General features: G+C 66.5%; 23 protein-coding genes. 13 read left to right on the top strand and 10 right to left on the bottom strand.

Going from position 1 to position 24,235, the window contains the following annotated elements:
* The first annotated feature begins 26 nt into the window (after window positions 1-26).
* The gene (locus AQJ66_RS26945) at window positions 27-758 is read left to right on the top strand and encodes a DUF7873 family protein (protein ID WP_061927235.1); all 732 of its coding nucleotides are present in this window, start codon (window positions 27-29) and stop codon (window positions 756-758) included.
* Between the two features lie 493 nt (window positions 759-1,251).
* Here AQJ66_RS26945 and AQJ66_RS26940 read toward each other — a convergent pair whose 3' ends face one another.
* Window positions 1,252-2,238, bottom strand: coding sequence for an alpha/beta fold hydrolase (locus tag AQJ66_RS26940; protein ID WP_061927233.1), 987 nt, complete (start codon window positions 2,236-2,238; stop codon window positions 1,252-1,254).
* Between the two features lie 235 nt (window positions 2,239-2,473).
* On the opposite strand from AQJ66_RS26940, the gene AQJ66_RS26935 reads away from it, so the two are divergent.
* Entirely contained in the window at window positions 2,474-3,364 is an 891-nt protein-coding gene (locus AQJ66_RS26935; protein WP_244162947.1) for a hypothetical protein, read from the top strand.
* Here the strand turns inward: AQJ66_RS26935 and AQJ66_RS26930 are convergent.
* A complete protein-coding gene (locus AQJ66_RS26930) occupies window positions 3,313-4,962 on the bottom strand; it encodes an MFS transporter (RefSeq protein WP_061927231.1) in 1,650 nt (549 codons plus the stop codon). The genes AQJ66_RS26935 and AQJ66_RS26930 overlap by 52 nt on opposite strands.
* Window positions 4,963-5,297: 335 nt before the next feature.
* The gene (locus AQJ66_RS26925) at window positions 5,298-5,924 is read right to left on the bottom strand and encodes a TetR/AcrR family transcriptional regulator (protein ID WP_061927229.1); all 627 of its coding nucleotides are present in this window, start codon (window positions 5,922-5,924) and stop codon (window positions 5,298-5,300) included.
* An 80-nt stretch (window positions 5,925-6,004) separates the two neighbouring features.
* Here AQJ66_RS26925 and AQJ66_RS26920 point away from each other — a divergent pair, with 80 nt between their 5' ends.
* Both AQJ66_RS26920 and AQJ66_RS26915 read left to right on the top strand, forming a co-directional pair.
* Entirely contained in the window at window positions 6,005-6,625 is a 621-nt protein-coding gene (locus AQJ66_RS26920) for a peroxiredoxin-like family protein (protein ID WP_061927227.1), read from the top strand.
* A complete protein-coding gene (locus tag AQJ66_RS26915; protein WP_159052647.1) occupies window positions 6,622-7,041 on the top strand; it encodes a hypothetical protein in 420 nt (139 codons plus the stop codon). Before AQJ66_RS26920 ends, AQJ66_RS26915 begins: the two co-directional genes overlap by 4 nt.
* A 37-nt stretch (window positions 7,042-7,078) precedes the next feature.
* Here the strand turns inward: AQJ66_RS26915 and AQJ66_RS26910 are convergent, their stop codons facing one another.
* A complete protein-coding gene (locus AQJ66_RS26910) occupies window positions 7,079-7,678 on the bottom strand; it encodes a DUF3592 domain-containing protein (RefSeq protein WP_061927223.1) in 600 nt (199 codons plus the stop codon).
* Window positions 7,679-7,871: 193 nt separating this feature from the next.
* On the opposite strand from AQJ66_RS26910, the gene AQJ66_RS26905 reads away from it, so the two are divergent.
* From AQJ66_RS26905 to AQJ66_RS26885, 5 genes are read left to right on the top strand one after another with little or no spacing between them, the layout of a single operon-like run.
* Window positions 7,872-9,614, top strand: a complete 1,743-nt coding sequence (locus AQJ66_RS26905; protein WP_063804092.1) for a sensor histidine kinase — start codon at window positions 7,872-7,874, stop codon at window positions 9,612-9,614.
* A gap of 33 nt (window positions 9,615-9,647) precedes the next feature.
* Window positions 9,648-10,043, top strand: a complete 396-nt coding sequence (locus AQJ66_RS26900; RefSeq protein WP_079060446.1) for a roadblock/LC7 domain-containing protein — start codon at window positions 9,648-9,650, stop codon at window positions 10,041-10,043.
* Between the two features lie 3 nt (window positions 10,044-10,046).
* Window positions 10,047-10,439, top strand: coding sequence for a DUF742 domain-containing protein (locus AQJ66_RS26895; RefSeq protein ID WP_061927219.1), 393 nt, complete (start codon window positions 10,047-10,049; stop codon window positions 10,437-10,439).
* Window positions 10,417-11,088, top strand: coding sequence for a GTP-binding protein (locus AQJ66_RS26890; RefSeq protein WP_061927217.1), 672 nt, complete (start codon window positions 10,417-10,419; stop codon window positions 11,086-11,088). The genes AQJ66_RS26895 and AQJ66_RS26890 overlap by 23 nt, the downstream gene beginning before the upstream one ends.
* A complete protein-coding gene (locus AQJ66_RS26885) occupies window positions 11,054-11,614 on the top strand; it encodes a GAF domain-containing protein (RefSeq protein ID WP_061927215.1) in 561 nt (186 codons plus the stop codon). Before AQJ66_RS26890 ends, AQJ66_RS26885 begins: the two co-directional genes overlap by 35 nt.
* Before the next feature lie 284 nt (window positions 11,615-11,898).
* On the opposite strand, the gene AQJ66_RS26880 is transcribed toward AQJ66_RS26885, so the two are convergent.
* Together AQJ66_RS26880 and AQJ66_RS40340 are read right to left on the bottom strand one after the other, a co-directional pair.
* Window positions 11,899-12,303, bottom strand: a complete 405-nt coding sequence (locus tag AQJ66_RS26880) for a DUF6416 domain-containing protein (protein WP_244162946.1) — start codon at window positions 12,301-12,303, stop codon at window positions 11,899-11,901.
* A gap of 436 nt (window positions 12,304-12,739) precedes the next feature.
* On the bottom strand, window positions 12,740-13,159 hold the full coding sequence (locus AQJ66_RS40340; protein ID WP_061927213.1) for a hypothetical protein: 420 nt from the start codon (window positions 13,157-13,159) through the stop codon (window positions 12,740-12,742).
* On the opposite strand from AQJ66_RS40340, the gene AQJ66_RS40335 reads away from it, so the two are divergent.
* From AQJ66_RS40335 to AQJ66_RS41055, 3 genes are all read left to right on the top strand, one after another.
* Complete coding sequence (locus tag AQJ66_RS40335) at window positions 13,152-13,238, top strand: DUF3761 domain-containing protein (RefSeq protein WP_225075656.1); 87 nt, start codon at window positions 13,152-13,154, stop codon at window positions 13,236-13,238. The two genes, AQJ66_RS40340 and AQJ66_RS40335, sit on opposite strands and share 8 nt — an antisense overlap.
* A 973-nt stretch (window positions 13,239-14,211) precedes the next feature.
* The gene (locus AQJ66_RS26870) at window positions 14,212-15,402 is read left to right on the top strand and encodes a DUF262 domain-containing protein (protein WP_061927211.1); all 1,191 of its coding nucleotides are present in this window, start codon (window positions 14,212-14,214) and stop codon (window positions 15,400-15,402) included.
* On the top strand, window positions 15,383-16,003 hold the full coding sequence (locus AQJ66_RS41055) for a HEPN domain-containing protein (protein ID WP_425264309.1): 621 nt from the start codon (window positions 15,383-15,385) through the stop codon (window positions 16,001-16,003). Before AQJ66_RS26870 ends, AQJ66_RS41055 begins: the two co-directional genes overlap by 20 nt.
* Window positions 16,004-16,195: 192 nt before the next feature.
* On the opposite strand, the gene AQJ66_RS39055 is transcribed toward AQJ66_RS41055, so the two are convergent.
* Genes AQJ66_RS39055 through AQJ66_RS26855 form a run of 4 tightly spaced genes read right to left on the bottom strand, consistent with a single transcriptional unit; the run spans window position 16,196 to window position 22,176 of the window.
* Window positions 16,196-17,530: an RNA polymerase subunit sigma-70 gene (locus AQJ66_RS39055; protein WP_159052646.1), complete on the bottom strand. Its 1,335-nt coding sequence runs from the start codon at window positions 17,528-17,530 to the stop codon at window positions 16,196-16,198.
* Window positions 17,531-17,543: 13 nt separating this feature from the next.
* Entirely contained in the window at window positions 17,544-18,140 is a 597-nt protein-coding gene (locus AQJ66_RS26865) for a hypothetical protein (protein WP_061927209.1), read from the bottom strand.
* Window positions 18,137-19,807: a DEAD/DEAH box helicase family protein gene (locus AQJ66_RS26860; RefSeq protein ID WP_061927207.1), complete on the bottom strand. Its 1,671-nt coding sequence runs from the start codon at window positions 19,805-19,807 to the stop codon at window positions 18,137-18,139. The genes AQJ66_RS26865 and AQJ66_RS26860 overlap by 4 nt, the downstream gene beginning before the upstream one ends.
* Window positions 19,804-22,176, bottom strand: a complete 2,373-nt coding sequence (locus AQJ66_RS26855; protein ID WP_061927205.1) for an ATP-binding protein — start codon at window positions 22,174-22,176, stop codon at window positions 19,804-19,806. The genes AQJ66_RS26860 and AQJ66_RS26855 overlap by 4 nt, the downstream gene beginning before the upstream one ends.
* Before the next feature lie 493 nt (window positions 22,177-22,669).
* Between AQJ66_RS26855 and AQJ66_RS26850 the strand changes: the two genes are divergently transcribed.
* A complete protein-coding gene (locus AQJ66_RS26850; RefSeq protein ID WP_244162945.1) occupies window positions 22,670-23,998 on the top strand; it encodes a DNA cytosine methyltransferase in 1,329 nt (442 codons plus the stop codon).
* Window positions 23,999-24,235: the final 237 nt, after the last annotated feature.

The raw sequence follows: 24,235 nt of genomic DNA, 5'->3' as shown, positions 1-24,235 counted from the left end.
CCCACCTGTTCGAAGGGGGAGCCGAAGTGGCGAGACTGAACCAGATCATCGCTGTCGAGAAGGGTGTCAAGAGCAAGTCGCTCCAGGACATCACCGCCGCGCACCACAAGGTGCAGAAGCCGGCTCTGCTGGCCGGCATCTCGCGCACGTACCAGCCGAAGGACGAGGAGGGCGAGCAGCTGCCGCCCGAGTCCACGCGCGTGCAGGTGCAGGCGGAGGACGTGCTGCGGGAGATGTCCGCGTCGCTCACCCGCCTCTTCGACGTGACCGCCACCAAGGACTGGGCGAACTGCGCGGCCCGCGCGGACGTCACGGTCGACGGCCGCACGATCGTCGCCGACGTCCCGGTCAGCTACCTCCTCTTCCTGGAGAAACAGCTCACCGACCTGCACACGTTCGTCAGGAAGCTCCCCACCCTCGACGCCGCCGAGTCCTGGTCCCACGACCCGTCGACGGACTGGTGGAAGACGGACCCGGTCCGCACGATCCGCACGAAGAAGGTCCCGCGCAACCACGTGAAGGCGGAGGCGACCGAGAAGCACCCGGCCCAGGTCGAGGTGTACTACGAGGACGTGCCCATCGGGTACTGGACCACCGTCAAGTTCTCCGGAGCGCTTCCGGCACGGCGGGTGAACGAGCTGGTGGAGCGGGTCGAGAAGCTCCAGCAGGCGGTGAAGTTCGCCCGTGAGGAGGCCAACGGCGCCGAGGTCACCGACCAGCGGGTCGGCGACGCGGTGTTCGGCTACCTGTTCGGCTGACACCGGCCACGGGTAGCATCCACGATCGCCCCCGCGTGCGAGCGCGGGGGTGCGCGACAGGCGCGGGCCGGACTGAGGACCGGTCCGCGCGATGAGCGCAAGCTGACACTGAGGTTCAGCCTGAAGAAACGGTCACAGTGAAGGTTCGAATCCTTCCCCCGGCACAGCAGCACCACCGACAGGCCGGGGTAGCCCAACCGGTAGAGGCACGCCGTCTCAATCTCAGACTCTCGCTCCAGTCTCAGCATCGCCGCCGATCGCCGGATCGAACGGGGCCGGACGAACGCCGTCGGATGCGAGTTCGACTCTCGCCTGCACCTCTCCCGCGGTGCGGTAGTTCAAAGGAAGAACACGACGGCATGATGACTGATCCGTCCTCTTAAACGCCGCCGGCGTGCGCAATTGGGTGGCATCCCCAGGGGCCCGGGAGCTGGATACGACTCCCGGGCTCCGCCACGTCTCCGCCGGGCGTATCCCCTGGCACCGTGTCCCGTCAGCCGGGCAGCACCGCGAGCCAGTCGGTCAGCAGCCGGTTCACCTCGGCGGGCCGTTCCTGCTGGATCCAGTGGCCGCAGCCGTCGAGGACGTGCGACGAGACCAGGCCCGGCAGCGTGACCGGGTACGCCTCGATCGCGCCGGCCAGCCAGGTCGTGGAGGCGTCCAGACCGCCGCCGATGAACAGGGACGGCTGGGTGATCGGGGCGCCGTCGAAGGCGGCGAGGTCCTCCCAGTCGCGGTCCATGTTCCGGTAGCGGCCCAGCGCCCCGGTCAGACCGGTGCGCTCGAACTCCCCGGCGTAGACGTCGAGGTCCCGCTCACCGAGCCAGGCCGGCAGCCGGTCGCCGGGGAACCGGTCCCGCAGCGTCCCGCCCTTGCCGACGAAGTGCGGATCGGGCGCGCCGGGCCCGGGCATGGTGTCGCCCGACAGGGCCGCGTAGAAGCCCGCGAGCCAGCCCCGCACATCGGGTTCGATCTCGGCCTCGGCGCGGCCCGGCTCCTGGAAGTACGAGACGTAGAACTCCTCGTCCCCGCCCATCCGGGCGAAGAGTTCGCCGGGCCGCGGCCCGCCGCGCGGGGTGTAGGGAACGCTCAGCAGCCCCACCGCCCGGAACACCTCCGGCCTCAGCAGCGCGCAGTTCGCGGCGATGGTCGCGCCCCAGTCGTGGCCGACGACCACCGCGGACTCCTCGCCCAGGGCGTGCACCACCGCGACGTTGTCCTCCACCAGCGCCGCCATCCGGTACGCCTCCGTCGCGGCCGGCTTCGAGGAGCGGCCGTAGCCCCGGACGTCGACGGCGACCGCCCGGTATCCCGCCGCCGCCAGCACCGGCAGCTGGTGGCGCCAGGAGTACCAGGACTCCGGGAAGCCGTGCACGAGCAGCACCAGCGGACCGGCCCCCTGCTCCACGAGGTGGATCCGGCCGGCCGGCGAGGGAACCAGCCGGTGCGTGATCTCCGGGACGTGCTGCGACAACGACATGCGTCTCCTCCAGGTCCGTCGGCTCGACACCGATCCTCCGGAAGACACCGCATCGAGGACGAGCGCATTTGCCGATCCGGCAAGTCCGGCCCCACCTGGCGCCTCTCGCCGGGACACCATCCGAGTGCACCTGCGCGACCCCCTGAGTGGCGGACGTCCCGGGGCCCAGAGGGCGGGACATGATGCCGGTACCAGTGCCAGACGCGTTCCGCGAGTCCGCGAGGAGGAGTACCGCATGGTCGGTCCGGGCAGCGGCGGCGCCCAGGGCGAGGCGGGCGAGGCGGGCGGGACGGGCGCGGGCGGCAAGGCGCGGTTCGAGGACATCTACGGCCGGCCGGACCCCCGCGCCTACTTCCGGCGGCTGGCCCCGCTGGAGTACGAGATCCCGCACCACGCCCAGCCCCTCTTCCGGCGGGCCGCGGCCGAACGGTCCGCGCTCGACGACGGCCGGCCCCGCCCGCCCGCGGTACTGGACCTGTGCTGCTCGTACGGCATCAACGCCGCGCTGCTCAACCACGACGTCACGCTCGCGGAGATGTACGACCGGTACACCTCACCCGCCCGCCGGTCGATGCCGACGGCGGAACTCGCGGCCCGCGACAAGGAGTTCTACGCCGAACGACGCCTCCCGGACGCGGTGCCCGTCCTCGGCCTGGACGTCGCGGCACCCGCCGTGCGCTACGCGGTCGAGGTCGGGCTCCTGGAGGCGGGCTTCACCGACGACCTGGAACAGGGCCCACCCGGCCCCGCGCTGACCCGCGCACTCGCCGAGGTCGGCCTCATCACGCTGACGGGCGGCGGCAGCTACATCACCGCCCGCACCTTCACCGCGCTGCTGGACGGCGCCGAACGACCCGTATGGCTCAGCGCGTTCGTCCTGCGCACGGTGTCCTTCCAGCCCGTCGTACGGGCACTGGCCGCGCACGGCCTGCACACCACCGTCGACACCTCGCGCACCTACCCGCAGCGCCGCTTCACCGACGAGCGGGAACGGCAGTACGCGATCACGGCGGTCCGGGCCCTGGGCCTCGATCCCGCCGGCCGCGAGGAGACCGGCCGCTTCCACACCCTGCACTACGAGTCCCGGCCCGGCGCAGAGGGGACGCCGCTGCCGCGGTCCAGCTGAGGGGACGGTGGAATGCGCCGCGCCACCAGCCGGCCGGCGAAGGCCAGCACCGCCATGCCGGTGACCGACACGGTCAGCGCCTGCTCCCTGGCCTGCGCGTTGATCCGTACGAGCTCGTCGGCCGCCGCCCCCGTGAAGCCCCGCGTCGTCACCTTCGCCCGCAGCACGTCGTCGGACGCGGCGGTGATCTGAACCTGCTGCTCCAGCGTCCGCGTCGCCTGCTGCTTCTGTGCGGAGGACAGCACGCCGCTGTCCCCGACCCCGGCCTCGAACGCGTACAGCAGCGCGGGGGTCAGCAGGGCACCGGCGAGCGCGACGCCGAACGCGCCACCCAGATAGCTCCCCGTGCGCGACAGCCCGGTCACGTCGCTCACCTCCTCCGGCGGAGGCGCCGACTGGATGAGGTCGGTGATCGTCGTGGCCATGCCCCGGCCGAGCCCGACGAGGAGGACGCCCGGCGCGAGCGCCAGGCCCACGGCCGTGAGCCCCTGCGCCCGCGGGCTGAAGAGGACGGCGATCGCGGCACAGCCGGCGGCCATGAAGGCGAACGACCCCATGGCGGCGGCCCGGTGGCTCATCCGCCCCCGCCCGACCCGCCGGGCGGTCGGCGCGGCGGCGACCAGCAGCCCCACCGCGGTCGGCAGCAGGACGATGCCGCAGCGCAGCGCGTCGAAGCCGAGGGTCGTCTGCAGGAAGACCGGGACCAGGAACAGCGCCCCGTTGGGCACCAGCACCTGCATCAGCTGGGTCGACGTCCCGGTCCGGACGGTGCGGTTGCGCAGCACGGACACCCGCACCAGCGGATCCCCGCCGCCCCTGACGAGATGCCGTTCCCACCAGGCGAAGGCGGCCAGGACCACCAGCCCCACCCCCGACAGGAGGGCGACGGGTGACAGCCCGCCCCGCTCCAGCAGCGTGTGGCCGAACACCGTGAAGTCCTGCCGGGCCCTGAGCAGGCCGTACCGCCCGGCGAACAGGGTCGCGACGACGACCAGGGCCAGTCCGGAGGTGGACAGCACCACCCCGAGGACGTCGAAGCGCCGGCCGTCGGGGCGCACCGCGACGGGCCCCGCATCGGCCGTACGCCGGACCAGCCCTGCCACGACGAGGGTGACCCCGGCTCCCAGGAGGAACGACACCCGCCAGCTCAGGTAGCCGGTGATGAGACCGCCGACCACAGGACCGGCCGCCGCCCCGATCCCGGAGGTCATGGCCAGCGTGGACAGGGCCCTGGTGCGGTCGGCCCCGGTGAAGGCGGCGGTGAGCATCGCCACCAGCGCGGGCAGCATCAGCGCCACGCCGAGCCCCTGGAGCAGGGACCAGCCGAGCAGCGTGAACGGCAGGCGCGGGCCGAAGGCGGTGACCAGCGCCCCGAGGGCGAAGACCCCGCCACCGAGGACGAAGACCCGCCGGTACCCGTACCGGGCACCGACCTTGCTCCCGGTGATCAGGAACGCGGCGACCACCAGGGCGTACAGCGAGATCACCGACTGCACCCCGGTCAGCGTGGTGCGCAGATCGCCGACGAGCGCCGACAGGGCCACGTTCATCGCGGTCGAGGTGTAGTTGATCAGGAGGTTCTCGGTGGCCAGGAGCACGAACAGGGTCCGGGCGGCCGCTCCTTCGTCACCCGGCCGCCCCCCGGCCCGACATGCTCCGTCTCGCCGCCGTCGCACGAATGCCTTCCCGCCGTTCGCTAGCGCCGCCCGGGCAGCCCCCCGCACCGCCGCCGGGACCGACCCCGGCCTGCTGATCGCCCGCCCGGGTTCAGAGTGCACGCCGAGCGCGCGACGGGACGGCGGGACGCGCCCACGCCGACCCGACCGGCTGACACGGCGGCGCGGCTCAGCCGTCCCCACCCGCCCTGTGGGAGGCGGCTGACGGCGCGGAATGTGACATCCGGCAGCCGCGTGGGAGGTGGATGACAGGGGGATCACAGCACCGGGTCTGTGCGCAGCCCCCCCATCAGCGCGGCGAGCCCACCGAAGAACTCCTCCTCCGCCCCCACGCCCTTCGCGCGGTGCGCGGTCTCGGCCAGCAGCGGAAACTCGTCCACCGGCAGCGCGGAGATGGCGACCGTACCCTCGTCCGACAGGGGCCCCAGGTGCTCCAGCTGCATGGCCCCGATGACGTAGCTCAGCAGGGCCCGCAGCGCGACGACGCGTCGCGCGCCGTCGAAGCCTGCCTCGGTGAGAACGGCGAGCACGGCCTCGGACCAGCGCAGCCCGGCACGGGACCGGTGCCGGTGGGTGATCGTCAGCGGCACGACGGCGGGATGGCCGCCGACGGTGTCACGCAGCCGCCGCACCAGCACCTCGATCCGCTCCTCCCACCGAGCGTCGGGGGGCGGCGGCTCGGTGTCGACCCTTCCGAGCACCGACTCGACGACCAGCCGTTCGAGTTCCTCGCGGTCGGCGACGTAGCGGTAGAGCCCCATCGTGCTCATGCGCAGTTCCTTGGCGACCGTACGCATCGACAGTCCGGCGGCACCTTCGCGGTCCAGGACGGCGAGGGCGGCCGAGACGAGCTGATCGGGGGTGAGTGAACGGGGACGCGGCATGGCGGTTGACAGCGTACGGCATACGCCTACGCTGGTAAGCGTAAGGTGTACGCCTACAACGGGGAGAGCGTGAGAACGTCATGCGAACACCACGGAGCCGCACCCGGACAGAAACCCTCGAACCCGGCGCCGTCATCGGCGCCCGTGACCTCACGGCCGTCTCGGGCACCCGGATCGCCGTACCGGACGGAAGCCGCCTGACCCACCTCCAGTTCCGGCGGTTCGCCGGCTGCCCGATCTGCAACCTGCACCTGCGGTCGGTGGTGCAACGGCACGCCGAGATCACCCGAGCCGGGATCCAGGAGGTGGTGGTCTTCCACTCGCCCGCCGCAGAGCTGCGGGAGTACGCGACCGACCTCCCCTTCGCCGTCATCGCCGACCCCGTCAAGCGCCTGTACGCGGAGTTCGGGGTGGAGTCGTCACCGCGCTCGCTCCTGCACCCGCGCGCCTGGGCACCGATCGCCCGCGCCGTCCTGCGCAGCACCTGGGCCATCCTCCGCGGACGCGAACGCCCACCGTCCCGCAGGCAGCCCGGCGGCCGCCTCGGCCTCCCCGCCGACTTCCTGATCGCACCCGACGGCCGCGTCCTCGCCGCCAAGTACGGCGAACACGCCTACGACCAGTGGCCGGTGGACGAGCTGCTCGCGCTGGCGGCCGGGACACCGGTGCCGTCGGAGCCCCGCTCCGAGGGGGCGTCATGAGCGGCGACACCGTACGACCGCTTCAACAGCCAGGACGACACGTTCGCGCACCTGGCCGAGGCGGTGGGCCGCAGCCGCGACATGTCGACCGACGCGGCATCGCGGCCGAGCGCATGGAGGCGGCCCGGTCGCTGATCCGCATCGCGGACCGGGTCCAACTCGACCGCCGGGCGAACGACTTGCCGTACCCGGAGATCGTCTCGGCGTGCCGGGGCGACCTCTCCGCAGCCGTGGACCGAGGCATGACCCGGCTCACGGCAAGCGACCGGCCCGGCTTCGACCTCGGCGTGCAACTCGCCCTGTTCAGCAACGCCCTGGCCGAATCCGCACCCGCCTGGGCCGCTGACGCCGGCCATCGACTCGCCGCTGCACATCCCGGCGACCGGGCGCTGCGGGAACTGGCTGAGTTCGGCTGACACTTGGACGCGTGCTCCCGAGGGACCTCCCGTCGCTTCAGACGCCGGGGTGTCCGGTGTCCGGCCTCTCGCCCTCGCCCTCCTCCGTCCGCTGCCTTGCGCGTCTCACCTCGACGACGGTCCCCACCAGGAAGCCCGCTGCGAGCAGTCCGGACACTCCAGAACCCTGTCGAATGCCGTCGGTCTCGTGTCCGTCCAGTTGGCCGACGTAACGGACCTCGGCAGAATTCGACGGGTCGTAGACAACGGGTATGCGCGCTCCCGGCTTCGCATCGCTTTCCGAGCCGTCTCCGACATCGACAACCGCGCGAACACCACCGGACGGGGTGGCGAAGCGTACGGTGAAGGCGATCGCCCAGCCCTCCTCCGACCGGCCGGCGACCTCGACCACGGTTGCTTCGGTCCTCTGCCCGTGCGCCCGGAGATCCTGCAACGTCTGATCTTCCTGGGCGGCGGTCCAGCCCAAATAGCCGGCAACGGCGCCGAACAGCAGGAAACCCGTGGCAGTCAGTCTGACTCTGGCCCAGCGGGGCGTCCGCAGGACCGATGCCGCCGCGAGCCCGGCGCGCAGCCGGGGCACGGGAGCGCCGAACCGGCCCCCGCTGTCGTCGCCTTGTACGGACCTGCGCTCGTCCATGTGCGCCTCCTAGCCCCGTTGCGAGTAGGACTCGTAGGCCCCCGCTCGGGTTGTGGAGAAGACGACCGTCCGGCCGCGGCGCGTCCCGGAAATCACACCCCACGAGATAACTAGTAGTGACGCGAAGGGCCGTTACCTGTAACGTGCCTCGCACACTTTCGGCCTGCTGGCCGATATGCGATCAGGGACCGTGATGCAGGAACCTTTCACTCTGCCCGCACCCGCTCCGCAGGAGGAGGCGGTCGTCGGTGTTCCGGCATGGCATGTCCCGGACATGCGTGGTGCCGGGTACGGCAAGACGTTCGCACGCCACCTGGTGCTGCTCGCGATGCTGCCCGCCGGGCTGGTCGCCGCCACCGGAGCCGTCGCCGTCGCCCTCCTCGCCACCGCGGGCGTGGCCCACGTCGACAGGGCCGCCTTCTGGGGTCTGCTCACGGGCGCGCTGGTGATCGTGTGCGCGGTCCTCCTCGGCGCCGGGCTCTCCGCTGCCGCGAAGGCCCGCACCATGGAACGCCGTTACACCGAGGTGAGCGGTTTCGCCGCCCGCGGGCAGGCCGAACTGGCGTGGCTGCGCACGGAACTGGCGCGCACCCAGGAGCTGCTGGAGCGGCAGCGACACGAGGGCGGCCCGGTGCCGGGCCGGGTGGCGGACGCGCTGGACGGGGCGGCGGAGGCGCTGGTCGGGGCAGGCGAGGTGCTGGACGGGCTCGAAGGAGCAGCGTTCGGCCCGCGCGCCGCGCAGGCGAGCGCGCGGGAAACGGCCGCGGGGCCGCACGGCGGCGAGCACTTCGAGGTCTTCGCCAACATGGCCCGGCGGCTCGAGTCCCTGGTGCACCGCGAGATCGGGCTGCTGGACGACCTGGAGAACGAGGTCGAGGACCCGGCCCTGCTGAAGGGCCTGTTCCGGGTGGACCACCTGGCCACCCGCATCCGCCGCTACGCCGAGAACCTGGCCGTGCTCGGCGGGGCCGTCTCGCACCGCCTGTGGACCCAGCCGGTCAGCATGGCCGACGTGATGCGTTCCGCGGCCGCCGAGATCGAGCAGTACGCGCGGGTCAAGATGGTCCCCCCGGTGGAGGGGACGGTGCGTGGGCACGCCGTGGTCGACGTGGTCCACCTGCTGGCCGAACTGGTCGAGAACGCCACGGTGTTCTCCCCGCCCCACACCCAGGTCCTGCTGCGAGCCGAGCACGTCACCGCCGGGCTGGCGATCGAGGTCGAGGACCGCGGCCTGGGCATGGACTCCGCCGAGCGCAACCGGATGAACTCCCTGCTCGACTCGCCCGACGCGGTGACCCTGGACGAACTGCTCACGGACGGCCGCATCGGCCTCTACGTGGTCTCCGCACTCGCCCGCCGGCACGGCATCGCCGTACGCCTGCAGAACAACGTCTACGGCGGCACCCAGGCGGTCGTCGTACTGCCGTACGCCCTGCTGGGCGGCCCGGAGGACACGACGGAGACACGCCGGCAGCCGCCGGGCACCGGCACCCCGGCCCCGAACGGCCCGACGCCCCCACCCGCCCACGACCGCGCGGCCGACGCCGCGGGCGCGGCGGAGCGGGTACGGGAGACGGTCGCGGTCGCCGTACGGTCCCGCGGCACGCAGCCTCCGGCCGACACGGACCCCGCGGCCCCCGCGGACCTCGACACCGTCGACACCGTCGCGCCGGAGTCCCACCGCCCGTCCCTGCCCAAGCGCCGCCGCCAGGAGCACCTCGCCCCCGAACTGCGCCACGCACCTCCCGCGGAGGTGCCGGCCGAGGAAGCCGACCACGACCCGGGCCTGATGGCCGCCTTCCGGACAGGCGTCCGCCGGGCCGAGGAAACCGAGCACGCAGAGGATGCCGAGCACGTCGAGGAAGTCGAGCACGTCGAGGAAGCCGGGCGGCCGGCGCAAGCGCCGACGGCCGCGGCCCCGAACCCGGCCGTCTAGCAGATACACGTCATTGAGGAGCTGTACGCGATCGTGGTGAGCGAAGACCTTTCCTGGCTGTTGACCGGCCTCCTGCAGCGTGTGCCGCACGCGCGCAGCGCACTGCTGTTGTCCTCCGACGGCCTGGTGATGGCCCAGGACGGACTGGACACGGACGCGGCGGACCACCTGGCGGCCCTGTCCAGCGGGCTCTACTCGCTGGCCCGCAGCGCCGGCAAGCGTTTCGACGACGGCGGTGACGTACGGCAGATCGTCACCGAACTCAGCAACTCGCTGCTCTTCGTCTCCGCCGCCGGGCAGGGCGCCCTGCTGGCGGTGCTCGCCGGGCACGAGGCGGACGTGGCCGTACTGGGCTACGAGATGACCATGATGGTCAAGGGCGTCCGCCGCCACCTGGGGGCCGCTCCGCGCCAGTCGGTGGGGCAGTGACGGATGCCGGACGACCCGGGTGGAGCCCACCGGCCGCTGCTGGACGACGTCCTCGGCCGGATGGTCCGGCCGTACACCGTCAGCGAGGGACGCACCCGGCCCACCTGCCACTTCGACCTGATGACCATGGTCGTGGCCACCGGTGTCACGCTCCGCGGCACCCTGGGACTGGATCACGCCCGGGTGCTGGAGCTGTGCCGGACGCCGGTGTCGGTGGCTGAGATCGCGGGGCGCACCCGGATGCCGGCGACGGTGATCAAGGTGCTGCTGTCCGACCTGGTCGAGCGGGACGCGGTCGTCGCACGGCCCTTCAACCTGGCAACGCACGGGCCGACTGCGGCCCCCGATCTGGATCTATTGGAGGCCTTGCGGGATGGGCTCCTCAAACGACTCTGAGGCACTCGGCGCCGACTCCCTTCCGACGGGGATCAAGATCCTGGTCGCCGGCGGCTTCGGGGTGGGCAAGACCACGTTCGTGGGAGCGGTCAGTGAGATCGAGCCCCTGAACACGGAGGAGTTGCTGACCGAGGTCAGTGCCGCCACGGACCGGCTCGACGGGGTGGAGAAGAAGGCCACCACCACGGTCGCCATGGACTTCGGCCGCATCACCCTCAGCCCCCAGCACGTGCTCTACCTGTTCGGCACGCCCGGACAGGAGCGCTTCTGGTTCCTGTGGGACGAGCTGTCGGCCGGTGCGCTGGGCGCGGTCGTCCTCGCGGACACCCGCCGTCTGGAGCACTGCTTCCCGGCGGTCGACTTCTTCGAGTCACGGGGCATCCCCTTCGTCGTCGCGGTCAACGAGTTCGACGGGGCACACCCCTACGAGCCGGAAGAGGTACGGGCGGCGCTCGACCTCAAGCCCGAGGTACCGGTGGTGCTGTGCGACGCCCGCCTGGCCGGCTCGGGCATCCGGGTCCTGCTTTCCCTTGTGCAGCATCTGATCACTTCAAGGAGTTCCCATGGCAACGAGGGCACCCCACACCACCTCCGGCACGGAGACCGGGATCGCCATGCGGCACCTGCTCCTGCCCCCGCAGGACCCTGAGGCGGCGGCCCGCTCGCGCCGCCTGCGGGAACTGGGCATCGAGGACAGACCGGACCCGGAGCTGGACGAGTTCGCACGCCAACTGGCCCGGCGCACCGGCGGCTGCTACGCGGGCGTCAACTTCTTCCTGGACGAGAACCGCCAGTACTTCGCCGGCCTCTACAGCGCGGCCTCCGACACGACCGTAGAACTGGAGACCCCGCTCCTGGAGGAGCCGGTCCCGGGCCGCGTCATGCCCCGCGACCTCGACATCGGCTTCTGCCCCCACGTGGTCCGCCGCCGCAAGGCCCTGGTCCTGGACGACGTCCGCGACTTCCCCCGCTTCGCCGGCAACCACGTGGTCGACGCCATCGGCATCCACTCCTACCTGGGCGCTCCGCTGATCGACCACACGGGGATGGTCCTGGGCACGATCTGTGTCGTCGACCAGGATCCGCGGGCCTGGGGTCAGGAGGGGCTGGAGACGATCAAGTCGATGGCGGCCGAGCTCGTGGAGCGGATCGAGGGGGCGGGGCGGCGGGGCTGAGGGGGTGCGGGTGCCGCTCGGTGCGGGAGGGCACACCGCGCCGGCCGCCCGCTTGCAACCCGACTGACGGCCACGGCGCGACAATCAAGAGACATGTGCCCCGTCGACGTACAGACGACAGACAGTCGCCGACGGGACCGCGTTCCCTCACCCGGGTCGAGACAAGGCGGACTGCTCAGGCCCCGGTTAGGTGCCTCCGCAGACCATGACGGACACCGTCGCTGTCAGACCCGGAACACGCGGCTCGAGGTCGGCGATCCCGAGACGAAGGGCGGTGAACGCGGTCACTCACCGAGCCGAGCGGCCAGGAACACCCCTGCCACCGAGGGGCGGACTGCGTACGTCGCGCCGACACCCCCCTCGGGGGCCGCCCACCAGTAGAACGGCAACCGCCGCCCACTATTGCCGTGTCCCTTGCTCATCCCGGACAGCACGCCCGCCACGCGCCGAGCCGGATCGGCCTCGTTGGGCCCGCCCAGGGCCTTGTCCACGAGCTCGGTGCAGTGGATCCTCCGGCCAGGGTTGCGCAGCAGATACTCCAACACCAGCCGCGCCTGGGGCGCGATCTCCGCCATGAACACCGCGGCGCGCTCCAAGTCCTCCGGTCCCCATTCCGGCGCACCGTAGTGCCCCTCTTCACCAGAGTGCTCAGCCCATCGCGGATCAACCTCAGCCAGGTACTCCGTCATACCGCCCCCAGATGCGTCTTCGAGCCCCATCGCTCCGCCGTTCCAACCCAGCCTCGGACTGCTGCGTTCCTCGGCCGGCCTCGCATCCAGGCCCATCGGCCGGTATGCAAGGCATACGCACCGTACCGAGCGGAGGGACCGTAAGTACGGAATCTGGATTGAACCTCTACCGGCACATCAGGAACGGCCATCGAGGCGGTGACGAAGCCTATGGGTACTGCTGGCCCTCCCTCACCGGTCGGTGATTTCGATCCAGTCGACCGCCCACATCACGCACCTCGCGCCCAGTAAGCGTCGCGGCAGGATGCGAAGGCAGAAGTTACGAGATCACAACTGCATCACTTTCTTCACCGACCTCTCACATCCGACGCGCCGACGTAGGTAGTTTCACCCCTCACGTACTTCAACAGGGGGGTCCCGTGAGCTACTACCAGCCTCAACCGCCGTACCAGCCCCCGCCCGGGCCGCCGACCGCCCGTCCCGCACCCAAGTGGGCCCGCAAACGATTCGTACTGCCCGCCCTGGGCCTCGCGTTCATCATCGGAGTAGGCAGCGCCGGCGCCGACGACCAGAACCCGAACGCGACGAAGACGGTGGCCAGCGACAAGGCGCGGCCGACAGCCACGGCCACGGTCACCGCGACAGCCACGGCGACGGAGACCGCGAAGCCGAAGCCCGCCCCGACGGTGACGAAGACGGTCAGGGTCAAGGTGAAGGTGACCGTCACCGCGCACGCCGCTGCCGGGGGGTCGGGAACGGGCGGCAGTTCGTCGTCTGGCGGATCGTCGTCCAGCGGCGGGTCCAGCTCGTCGGGTGGCTCCAGCTCCGCGGGCGGTGGCGCGACGGCCCTGTGCAATGACGGTACGTACTCGTACGCCGCTCACCATCAGGGCGCCTGCTCGCACCACGGTGGCGTGGCGGTTTTCTACCGGTAGTCAACAGTTGGTGTTGCGAGTACGGGACCGCCTGCCCGCTGAATCGGGAGGGCGGCTCCGCCTCTCCGGTGCCTCTGGGGCCTCTGGGGCCGCGCTGCGTGTCAGGACGTACGCCGACCCGTCCCGGTATCAGCGTGGGGCAGGGTTCGGGCTGCGTATACGGCTCCGGAGGCCGCATGAGTACTTCGTATATCAGCAGGTTAGGACTCCCTCCCGGGTCCAGCAGTCTGTTTCAGTCCGCGAATGGTCCACATAGCCCTGACGCTGGCCAGCCGGCTTGGGAGCACCAGGGAGCGGCCCACGTCTGCCTCAGTGACTTTCAACTGGCCTAGACGTTTCACGCTAGCTTCGGTGGGGAGCCCATGGTGAGGGCGGATCCAACGATCTGTGACCCCCATGCCACACGACAAGGGGAGCAGCCACATGCGCTTATGCGCTCTGATAGCCGTGACCGGAGCCTCACTTGTGCTCGCCGCGTGTGGTACGTCAGATGATCCCCATGCCGCCTACCGTGCTGGCTTCGAAGTGGGACTCGATTACTCGGAGCAGTGGCCAGATCCAGCCTCCGTTCCGTCGCATCAGGACATGCAGCAGTACTGCAGGAGCGTCAAACCGAAGCCAGACGATGCTGAGGCTCACGGTCGCGTGGACCTGTGGATGCGTGGATGTGTCGACGGTTGGTCCAGGGCAGCTGCTGACCCGGAGTATGGGGGCAACTGAGCGAGGAACCTTGCGCCGCGAGACTCTAGGTCCGAGGCCAGGACGGAGAACTTGCAAGCGTCGGCGAACCTGGCGATCCCAGGTGGAAGGTCTCCTGCTGCTCGAGGCCGCATGGTCCCTGGCGTGGCGGCAGACACGCCTCGGGACTCTCGTAGTGACCCTAACTTGAACAGGGTCCTGACGGGCCGGTGCGGAGGTGGCATGATCCTAGACGAGTACACCAGTTGCTGAACCATACAGAGGATGCGGAGCGGTGAGTCAGATTAGGGAACCGGAGGATGCTAGCTCGGATGTTGACGCCGAAGAGCTTTTCGGGGAATCGGAAGATGACCTCGAGAATCTGCATTCCGCGACGACATTTGACGCCTTCGTTGTGTCGAGCGACTGGACGACGGAAACCCTGCTCGGACAGATCGATCGCGCCAACATCGAGTTGGACCCCATCTTTCAGAGGCGGGATGCCTGGGACCGGAAGAAGAAGAGCAGGTTCATTGAGTCGCTTATCGTGGGCCTTCCAGTACCTCAGATCGTGTTGGCGGAGAGGAAGTCTAAGCGCGGAAAATATATTGTACTCGATGGAAAGCAGCGGCTGCTAACTCTCATTCAGTTCGCAAAAGGGGATTTCAAACTAACGGGACTGGAGCTTCGCTCCGATCTCAATCGACACGACATCGATAGCATGCCAGCTGACGAAAAGTTGGCATTCGAAACTCAGACCTTGCGCACGATGGTTGTTAGGCACTGGCAAGGTGACGAATTCCTCTATCTCGTGTTCCACCGACTCAACACGGGAAGTGTGCCGCTTAGTCCGCAGGAGTTGCGTCAGGCACTTCACCCTGGCGATTTTGTCGCCTTTGTTAATGAGTTCACGACGGAAGACCTTACCTTCGCCAGACTTTTTGGTCGAAAGGACGGTCCTGACTTTCGCATGCGAGATGTTGAACTGCTCGTGCGCTACTTCGCTTTTGCTCGATTTCTCCCTGCATACTCGGGAAATCTGAAATATTTGCTTGACCTGACATGCTCAAAAATGAACAGCAGCTGGAAGCGAGAGCGCCAAGAAGTCGAGGAGCAGGCGAGGCAGTGTTCCGAAGCGATCAGGGCAATCTCTGCAATTTTCAGAGATAAAGCCTTCAGGCGTCATAATGGCGAAGAGTACGAGCGGCCATTTAACCGAGCTGTCTTTGACATCATGTGCTTTTACGCGGGCGACCCCGCTACTCGTGCTCGCATGATTGAGCGCTCCGATGAGGTTCGCCGAGCCTTCGAGGACCTGTCCGGTAATGCCCGTTTCGTTGCGGCTCTCACGAGTACGACCAAGAGCCTTGAATCTGTCGAGACTCGCCTAATTGCGTGGGGCAGGGCGTTGGAGAGGGCCATCGAGATGAGGTTGCCCGTTCCGGTCTTGACTGAGGAGGGGCGGATTGCCTACTCGGAGGTATAAGCAGCTCCAGAGTCGGCTCGATCGGCTTGAGAGGCTATTTCTCCCGCCAGCGAGTCCTGTCGGATCTTATACGTCCGACGAATATGACCAGGTTCGAGCTTACATTGTGCTCTGTCACGCGGAAATAGAGGCATATCTGGAAGCTATGTGCCTCGAAGTTCTACGCAAGGCTGAGGATCGCTGGAGACAGTCTGCATCTGCTGGGTCGTGTATCGCAGCGCTACTCCTCTACAACGACAAGAAAGTCACTCCACCGAAGTCCCTCGCTAGACAGCCACCCGCAGAAGCTATCGATATCATCATCACAAAGGCGATCAAAAAGCATAGAACCTTCACACAGGAAGAGAATCACGGGATAAAAGAGGCTAATCTACTGCGCCTCTTGCTTCCCATTGGCTTCCAGGAGTCTGACTTCGATTCCCTTTCGACATGGCTGGCGACCATGAATACCTTCGGCGTAGCGAGAGGGCGTGTGGCGCATCAGTCAGCCAACCGAGTAAGTAATCCACCGGACCCGTTAATTGCTCGAAATCAGGTTTCAGATGTAATCAATGGTCTTGCGTCTCTAGAACCTATCTTTGCCAGACTGGGGCGACGGTAGGTAGAAGCGCAGCGGAGGCGTGGTTAGCCGTTGCTCCTTCAGCCACACTTCGGTGGGTCACTCCCAGGGTGAGGCATCATCGAATAGGTCAGTGGGGGCGACGGTTCACGATGCCTGCAGGCAAAGAGACGAGTTTCGATTGCCATCGAGGATAACGTCTCAAACTAGAAGTACGGCAGAAGTACGCGCTGATCAATGTGCAGCTTCCGGCGCTTCCTCAACCGGACAGTTTCCCTCTGTACATGCATGCACGATCCGTGCAGTGTAATCATCTACGCGGAGCAAGACCGCAAGCTGACATCCGATGACTGTTCCCAGGTCTTGAGCGTGATGACGGAGACTGGAGATTTGAGCGCCGCTAGTTCCGCGGCGGACAGTTACTACGTCATCCTTGCTACCCAATACTGCGAAAGTTTTTGACATCCGCGCACTACGGAGACCTAGCTTCCAGGTTAGCCAGGTGTTTACGAGGATTCCACTGCCCCGGATCACGTCGTAGTCGACCGTCAGGCGGATCCCGTAGACATTGCCGGCTGGGTCGACCGCCATATTGGCCGGTTGGGCCGGCTCACGCTCCTCGATTGGCTGGGCGCCACGTGAGATGAGATCGATGAGACCCTCGGCGGTCATGCCTATGCGGTCGCTCAGAAGGCATTGCTGCAAACGCCACGGGGTGACCGGATATCGCTCGGTAACACGACTGAACAGTCTCTCTTTGGCCATTCCGCCTTCCTGTTCTAGCACGGCGATCATGGCCTCTTCCGCGCTCGAATACGGATTGACCCCGGGGTGCGACCAACCCACGAGGACCCAGGTGCCTTCAGGGCGAATCTGAGCGAAGCGATCGTCCCGGCGCAAAGCCTCACGGATTGCGTGCGGTTTTGCTCCTCCCATCACCTCACAAAGTTCCTCCGCCCGACACGGCGTGCCGCGTTCCGCCAACCATAGGTAGGCTGCGTCACGCCCGCGCGCGGCACGACGTAGCCAATTGCCGTCCAAGCTTTGGATCAGCGGACTGCGGCTGTGGGAAAGCAAGTTTGTCAGTGGCAGACCCTGAGGAAGCTTCTCAACAGCCGGAAGGCTTTCAAGCTCTACTTGTCGGAGGGGTGCCGCGTTAGCGATGTCGCGGAGAGCGGCGTCGAGGGTGCCAGAATTTGCTGTCCACCAATCAGGCACGGCGGCGTTACCCCAAACACGAAGCTGCACGAGGCCGGCGGCCTTTGCGAAGCAACTGACCGCGATTGACTCCTTAATGCCCAAAGCTGCCATCAGCGTCATAGTGGACACGGCCGGCTCGCGAGACAATTCCGACACGCGCTCGCGCCAGCGTGGCCGACTTTTGTCAGCCGCCGCTACGAGCGACTCGTCGGCATCCAGAATTATTTGCCGTACCCGCTCCCCAGAGAGGTCGTACTGTGCGCCGATGTTTCGCAGAGTTCGGCCAGCTGCACGATCGGCGTATATAGCGCGCGTTTTGTCGTCGATTCGCGCCCAAACGTCGTCGAACCATTGGCCATCCTCATGCATAGCGTTCTCCGCCTCAGTGCGTGACGTCGATGATCTCAAGCCCGAGCCTTGTCGCGAGTCGCTGATGCTGGGCGCGTTCAGAATTTGCGGCAGGACGGGTAAATGGACTTACGACGCATATGACCCATGGGGTGGTATCACCCTCGACTTGATCGCTGATTGCGCGCCACACGAGGTGCTTCAGGTCACGGGAAGGGCCCCAACAGAAGCGTCTTTCGTCGTCTTCGTTGTCGTTGCGACGTACAGTGAGCCTCAATGGTTTGATCTTCTGCGTGTCCGGGACCACCAGCCACTCGGGTCCGAGCGCTTTCGTTATAAGCGTTTGGACGTCGGTCCGGCGCTGATCGACAAATTGCGCATACTTCCCGACTCCATTGAGCGCTCTCGAATACTCCTTCATCGGCCCGTTCTTCATCCACACCCTGACAGCATCGGGCTTCTTGATGAAGAGTAGGAGCTTGCCGCCGATCTGTGGGTCTTCGGTCCAGGACGCGTAGTAGTTGGTCCGCTCGATGTCAGTGAGGTGAAGCCAGTCGAGTTCAGCGGCTCGCTGGTAGAGCAGGCCTACGACTGTGGCCTCGAGGTCGGCTGGCAAGTCGTAAGCAGTCACAGGATGCCTCTTGCTGGCGGGAACTGAAGACGGACTTCGTCGGCCGCGGTTTCCAGGTCAGCGGCATCCCTGATCCAATGATCCATGAGAGAACCGACTGTCTCGTCACTGAACTCAATGCGTGACGCGTTGGGTAGACGGATCCTGAGGTGCTCGGGCTCTTCAGCCTCAAGTGAGCGCTTCAGATCGAGTGTCGCAGCAACGCGCCGGATGTCGGTGACAAAGTCCAGCACCCGCAGGGCTTGCTTACCGTCACTTAGACGGAGTCCACGGCCCAACTGTTGGACAAAGATTCGCCGGCTATGTGTGACTCGTAGGAAGGCGATCAGGTTGACGTCGGGGACGTCGACGCCTTCGTTGAAGACGTCGACGCAGGTGATTGCTGGAACGCGACCGAGGCGAAACTCGTTGAGCAGGACTTGTCGACGCTGGGGGGGAAGATCGCTGTGAAGGAACGCGGCATTAGCCCAAGCAGTATCGGACGTCGCGAGGAGCCTGGCTACGTGCTCTGCGTGTTCGATCGTCTGGCAAAATAGAATGGCTCGAGGGTTAGGCGTGGCGCGCCATGCCTCACGAAAGTGCTCGACAATCTCCTCGTCACGCTGAGGTAGGAATAGGCTCCTGTTCAAGTCCTTAACGGAGTAGCCGTGGACGCTCGCGTCCTTGACGACGCGCCAGTCGATGTTGTCGACGTAGATCCGGTAGTCGACAGCTGACAGGAAGCCGGCCGCCATGCCTTCCGCGATGCCCATCGTGAAGCTGGGGTATCCAAACCGGGCGGTGATATCGAATTTGTCGCCGCGCCAGGGTGTCGCGGTCACGCCGAGCTGGTCCACATCTCCGCACAGATCAAGGAGTTCCGCGAACCTGCCGGTCTCTGCTACGTGATGGGTTTCGTCGATCATGATGAAGTCAGGTCGGTAACCTGCACGTACCGCTCCGAGTACGGATTCGACGGTTCCGACGAGCACGCCGTCGAGTGCTGGCGGTTTGGTGTCGCCTGTAAGTAGTCGGGTGGGCACCGCCTTACCGACGTGACGCCACATGGCGCGCTCCAGTTGCTGGACGAGGTCCTTCATGTGCGCGACTACGAGGATTTTCGCGGCGGGCTGCTCGATAAGTTTTCGGCGGATCACCTCCCCACCGACCACTGTCTTGCCGAGCCCGGTAGCGAGTACGAGCAGTGCGCTGCCACGCGCCCGCAGGTCCTTCACGATGGCGTCGGCGGCCTGCGTCTGGTACGGACGCATCTCGTACTGGTTGGGCACGTATTCGGGCATACGTGCCCCGATCTCCGCCAGAGTGGCGCCATGCCACACCATCGTGGAGATGCCGACAGTCGAGAGCGCATGACGACGTTCTTCAGCTGGCTTGTTCAACCCGGTGTTAGTGACGAGGACTGACTTGTCGGCGCGATACCGGGTGCGCGCTCGTTCCAAGTCGTCTACGCCGGCGCGATCGACCGTGCCTTGCGCCTTCCATTTACACTGGAAGATCCACTGCTCGCCGTCGCGAACTGCGAGCAAGTCTGCTCCACAGTCCCCGGCACCATCGATAACGCGAACGTCGTTGAATCCGAGATGCCACAAGGCGCGTTCAATCGAGTGGGTGAGTCCGGAAGGGCCGCCCGCGAGCAACGCCTCAGACGACAGGAACGCACCGGTCACGCCTGATCCTCTTCCTCGTCGGCTAGTTCGTCTTGTAGGAGCTGTGCGCTGAGCCGTGTACGAAGCAGTTGTACGGGCAGGGCGGGGCCTTCGAAGCTGGCCTGTGTCGCGATATCGGACAGGTAGCCAGCAGTGCGAGCGAGGCTGAGTCGTTGAGCGGACGGCGAACTGACGCTCCCATAGGGGCCCTTGAATACATGGCCGTCCATGAACGCCTCCGGCCATTGCTCGAGTAGCCGAACGAGGAACAGCGGCGGTGCGTATAGGAGAAAGTCGCCATTATCGCCAAGCACCCCGGTTTGGGGGCTCCGATTGTTCGCGACGAGCGTGTTCTCGGTCATCGTGAGCTCGTCTGGTGAGAGGTACTGGAAGGCGCGCTGCGGGTCACCGGTCCGATCGATTGCGGAGGCCATCCGCTGGCGGATCTCCGCGAGGAGGTCCCGGGCATCCAGGGTGACGATCTGCGGATCAAGGGCGGTTGCTGCGAGGGAGTTTTCCCTCAGGGCAGCCACGAGTTGCGAGTGAGTCCAGGGACTTTCGGCCTGAACCTTGAGCAACACCGCCGTCTCCACGAGGAGCAGGTCGGCAGGATCGGTGCCGAAACGGCGGAAGACGTCATGACCAAAGTCAAGGAAGGCGACGAAGTCGTTGCCGCGCTTCTGATCCATGAGCACGGGTGTGCGGTTGCCCTGGTCGTCTGCGAGGTCCCCAGTCTCCAGGCGGCGAGCCTCGACAGTTATGAAGCCGACGCGCGGGTGGCCGAAGTCGCGGGACAGCTCAGGGTAGACCGTGGAGTTCGTCAGGTAGCGTTCGATGCGCTCCTGTCGGGTTTCTTTAGACTTCCCCGCTGCCTTGGGTGTCTCCTGCTTGGTCTGTGCATCATCGCTTTGATTAGCTTCTGTTTCGTTGGCCGTGGCACCAGAGCTAGTACCTGCACCGGCATCGGTAGCGCCGAGGGCATCGAGGACCGTTACTTCGTCCGGCTTGTCTGGCGTGCTCGCGGATGCTTTATCGACCTTGCCGCGACGCTTCGCAGCCTCGTGGTCTTGAACGGCCTGCCACCACCGCTCGTCCGTCTGGTAGTCAGGGTTACCCCTTTGGAACTCCTGGCCCCAGCGGCGGGTATCCTCGTGGATCGGCCGCCGGCCATCGCCCGGAATCAGATAACGCTCGCCGGCGTCGTTGCGCCGGTAGCCCTTGAACAGCAGGCCGAGAGGACTGGTGTTCTCCTCGTAGCCCAGGGCTTTGGCACGCTGGGGCTGCAACGGACCTCGGCCGCGCAGCAACTCGACCGCCGCGCGCCAGCTGCGATCCGCGTATTCGAAGGCATCCTTCTGATAGGTGACGGGGACGTGGTCCAGATGGATTTCACCAATGATGCGGCCGCCCTGGTGGGCGAGCTCAACCGGATACTCCGGCTCCTCGTTGCCGGCACCCCCGTCAGGATTGCGCCAGGTGAACAGCTGCTTGTCCCAGCGCAGGATCTTGCGACCATTGCGCAGAAAGTCGATGCCGTACTCTCGCTTGTCGAGGTACCTCTGGATCCCAAGCCAGCCGTGGATGACACGCGCGCGGGCCTTCAGCCGTTTCCCACCGCAGTTCTCGCACTCCGTCTGGTCCGTACCCTGCCACTGACCGCAGTCAAAGCAGACTAGGGCGGCCTCTAGCTCCTCCTTGATGGGGATGTACGCGGGGATGGGCTCCTTGCCGTTGTAGAGCGCGAATCGGTCGTCGCCCCAGCGGCAGTGCCGCACTGGCTTGACCTTCTGCCCCCCGACCCATAGCTCAAATGGTCGGTTCTCCAGCAGCCACGAGTAGACGCCGCCGAGAGTGGTCCGCAGGGAAGCGCCGTTACGGCGCAGCCAGTCGGCGCGCATCGGGCGCAGGCCGCTGATGATGATGCGGGTGCCGTGCTCGTTGGGATCGCTCTTCGGCTCGGTGATGTCTTCGGCCTCGTAGTCGTCCTTGATCCGGTCGAGGTCGATCTCGACACCGATCCATTCGGCATCTCCCTGACGCGTCGTTAGCACTCTGGTTCGACGCCCCAGCCGGGCTGTGGACACGTTGAAGCCCATGCCGAAGAGACCCAGCTTGTCATGCATGTTGTTGCCGCTCCAGCCAGCGCGGACGGAGCTCTCGAGCTGCTCATACGTCATACCGCGGCCAGTGTCAGCGACCACCAGGTCGTCCCCGACTGCCCGAGGCAACTGGACTGTGACCCGGAAGCCCCCCACCCAGGGCCGACCTGAGTCGTAGACCTCAGTGAAGTCATCGAAGGCGTTATCGACCAGTTCGGCGATGCACTGCCACTCGTCGAACTCGATCTCTCCGAGCATGCGCAGTACGCGCGAGGATGGAGTGATCTTCATGGGGCCCCCTCCAGCGTCCCAGGCTTCGGTGCCCGGCGTGGCCACCTCCCCGTAGACCGCGCCGTCGACTCCGTGAAGAAGTCGTGCGCGAACTACCATAGTGGGAAGATCGGCTAGGTCGGTGGCGTAGCTCTCAGTTTGGCGTCTGGGGTGGGTGTGTAGGGCACTGAGTTTGGACACCTCCACCTGCGCCGGCTGCGAGCTGCGTGCCAGCGAGCCTGTTCCCGAGCCACAGGGGCGGGTCCGTGGTACCCACGGCCGAGAGCTGAGCGAAAGCTTTCCGAGACTCTGCGGCTCAGGTCGGGGTAGGCTGCCTCACTTGGGTCCGTTCACCCAACCGGTATAGAGGCTTCGGATGCAACCGTGACCGAGGCGTGGGACCAAGCCTCAGACCTCCCAAAACCAGGACTGGACGGCACCACCCCGCACTGTCACCGGGGCAAGCCTCTACCGTTTCGGTGCCCGATCAACCGCTCCGCGGTATGCTTTGGGCATGTTTGAGCAGGTGAAACGAAAGCCTACACAGCGGACTTCGGTGGAGCTCTTTGCCGGTGGCGGCGGTTTGGCGATGAGCGTCCACAACGCGGGCTTTCGGCCGCTCCTGGTCAACGAGTTCGCCAAGCGAGCTGTGGAGACGCTGGTCGCGAACGGGGCGACGCTGCGTGACCCTGAAGACATGTCCATGCCTGACATGGGTGGGGGGTGCCCTGGGCGTAGGGCTGCCGACTGGCCCCTGGTTCCGGGAGACATTCGAAATATCCCTTCCTTTGAGTTTTTGAGAGATGCCGAGGTTGATGTACTCGCAGGCGGCCCGCCGTGCCAGCCTTTCAGTCTGGGCGGTGCCCACAAGGGCACGGGGGACGAGCGAAACATGTTCCCGGAGATGTTCCGGGCTGTCCGCGAGATGCGGCCCAAGGCCGTAATTTGCGAGAATGTGCGCGGCTTGCTCCGGCCTTCGTTCGAGCCCTACTTCAACTACATCATCCGTGAGATGGAGATGCCGTTTATTCAAAGGGCTCCGGGCGCGACCTGGGAGGAACACGACGCGGTACTTCAGGCGGCCAGCCGTAAAAGCTTCAGTGATCCGTCTGAACGGTATGTAGTTGATCCCATACCAGTGAACGCAGCGAACTACGGTGTGCCTCAGATTCGTCAGCGGGTCATCATCGTTGCCTTCCGTTCAGACCTTGGCGTGAACTGGGAGCGGCATCGTCCGAAGGAGGAGTTTTCACTAGAGGCGCTTAGACGATCGATGTACGACGGGACATACTGGAAGCGTCATGACGATGTTCCAGGAATTGACGGTGTACGAGAAAGCGTTATGGCCAACCTCCCTCCTGTGCCGCTTAACCTCGACCTTGATGATGGTACTAAGCCATGGCGTACACTACGGGACGCAATCGCCGGCATTGATGATAACGAGGGAAAGCGCCTGCCTGACGTTCCGCTCGAGGCTGTCCATGGCCGCCTTACTGTTGGCGACGTTCCTGATCACGTGGGTTGGCCCGGTGCCCGTGTCTACACCGGACACACCGCCAATGAGCTAGACCGTCCAGCCAAGACCGTTAAGGCAGGAGTTCACGGTGTGCCTGGTGGTGAATCCGTGATGCGGCACGATGATCCAAACTTCGACGGCAGCGGCTACCGATACATGACCGTCCGTGAGACCGCTCGAGTGATGACTTTCCCTGATGACTGGTCCCTCGCTGGGCCGCGTGGTGAGAAGATGCGCCAACTCGGCAACGCGGTCCCGGTCAGGCTCGGTGAGGTTTTCGCTAAGGCCGTCCGGGCTGCGCTGGACGATGCTGAGGGACTGGCGTGAAGGACCCGACCAGCGGCCAGCATGGTTGGAGTGATCGACTCCCGCCGGAACGGTCCTGGAAGCCGCGCCCGGGCACGTCTCGGGCCCTCCGCTCCGCCGAACAAGATCGTGCGGCTGGAGGTCGTCACCGCCGGGTCGTCGTCCTGGGTGATGATAAACGGGCTACTGGCTCAATTGCTTTGCGTGTGTATCGGCGAACCCGACGCATCCGGGCGTACCTTAGATGGTCCGAGCAAG

The organism is Streptomyces bungoensis, assembly GCF_001514215.1.
In the GTDB taxonomy this organism is placed as follows: Bacteria; Actinomycetota; Actinomycetes; order Streptomycetales; family Streptomycetaceae; genus Streptomyces; species Streptomyces bungoensis.
This window is presented reverse-complemented; position numbering and strand designations above follow the sequence as displayed.

Bases quoted from the DNA above. Each gene is read 5' to 3' on its own strand.
- AQJ66_RS26940 (WP_061927233.1), bottom strand. From the start codon at position 2,238: ATGTCGTTGTCGCAGCACGTCCCGGAGATCACGCACCGGCTGGTTCCC.
- AQJ66_RS26935 (WP_244162947.1), top strand. From the start codon at position 2,474: ATGGTCGGTCCGGGCAGCGGCGGCGCCCAGGGCGAGGCGGGCGAGGCG.
- AQJ66_RS26925 (WP_061927229.1), bottom strand. From the start codon at position 5,924: ATGCCGCGTCCCCGTTCACTCACCCCCGATCAGCTCGTCTCGGCCGCC.
- AQJ66_RS26920 (WP_061927227.1), top strand. From the start codon at position 6,005: ATGCGAACACCACGGAGCCGCACCCGGACAGAAACCCTCGAACCCGGC.
- AQJ66_RS26915 (WP_159052647.1), top strand. From the start codon at position 6,622: ATGAGCGGCGACACCGTACGACCGCTTCAACAGCCAGGACGACACGTT.
- AQJ66_RS26910 (WP_061927223.1), bottom strand. From the start codon at position 7,678: ATGGACGAGCGCAGGTCCGTACAAGGCGACGACAGCGGGGGCCGGTTC.
- AQJ66_RS26905 (WP_063804092.1), top strand. From the start codon at position 7,872: ATGCAGGAACCTTTCACTCTGCCCGCACCCGCTCCGCAGGAGGAGGCG.
- AQJ66_RS26895 (WP_061927219.1), top strand. From the start codon at position 10,047: ATGCCGGACGACCCGGGTGGAGCCCACCGGCCGCTGCTGGACGACGTC.
- AQJ66_RS26890 (WP_061927217.1), top strand. From the start codon at position 10,417: ATGGGCTCCTCAAACGACTCTGAGGCACTCGGCGCCGACTCCCTTCCG.
- AQJ66_RS26885 (WP_061927215.1), top strand. From the start codon at position 11,054: ATGCGGCACCTGCTCCTGCCCCCGCAGGACCCTGAGGCGGCGGCCCGC.
- AQJ66_RS26880 (WP_244162946.1), bottom strand. From the start codon at position 12,303: ATGACGGAGTACCTGGCTGAGGTTGATCCGCGATGGGCTGAGCACTCT.
- AQJ66_RS39055 (WP_159052646.1), bottom strand. From the start codon at position 17,530: ATGCATGAGGATGGCCAATGGTTCGACGACGTTTGGGCGCGAATCGAC.
- AQJ66_RS26855 (WP_061927205.1), bottom strand. From the start codon at position 22,176: ATGAAGATCACTCCATCCTCGCGCGTACTGCGCATGCTCGGAGAGATC.
- AQJ66_RS26850 (WP_244162945.1), top strand. From the start codon at position 22,670: ATGTTTGAGCAGGTGAAACGAAAGCCTACACAGCGGACTTCGGTGGAG.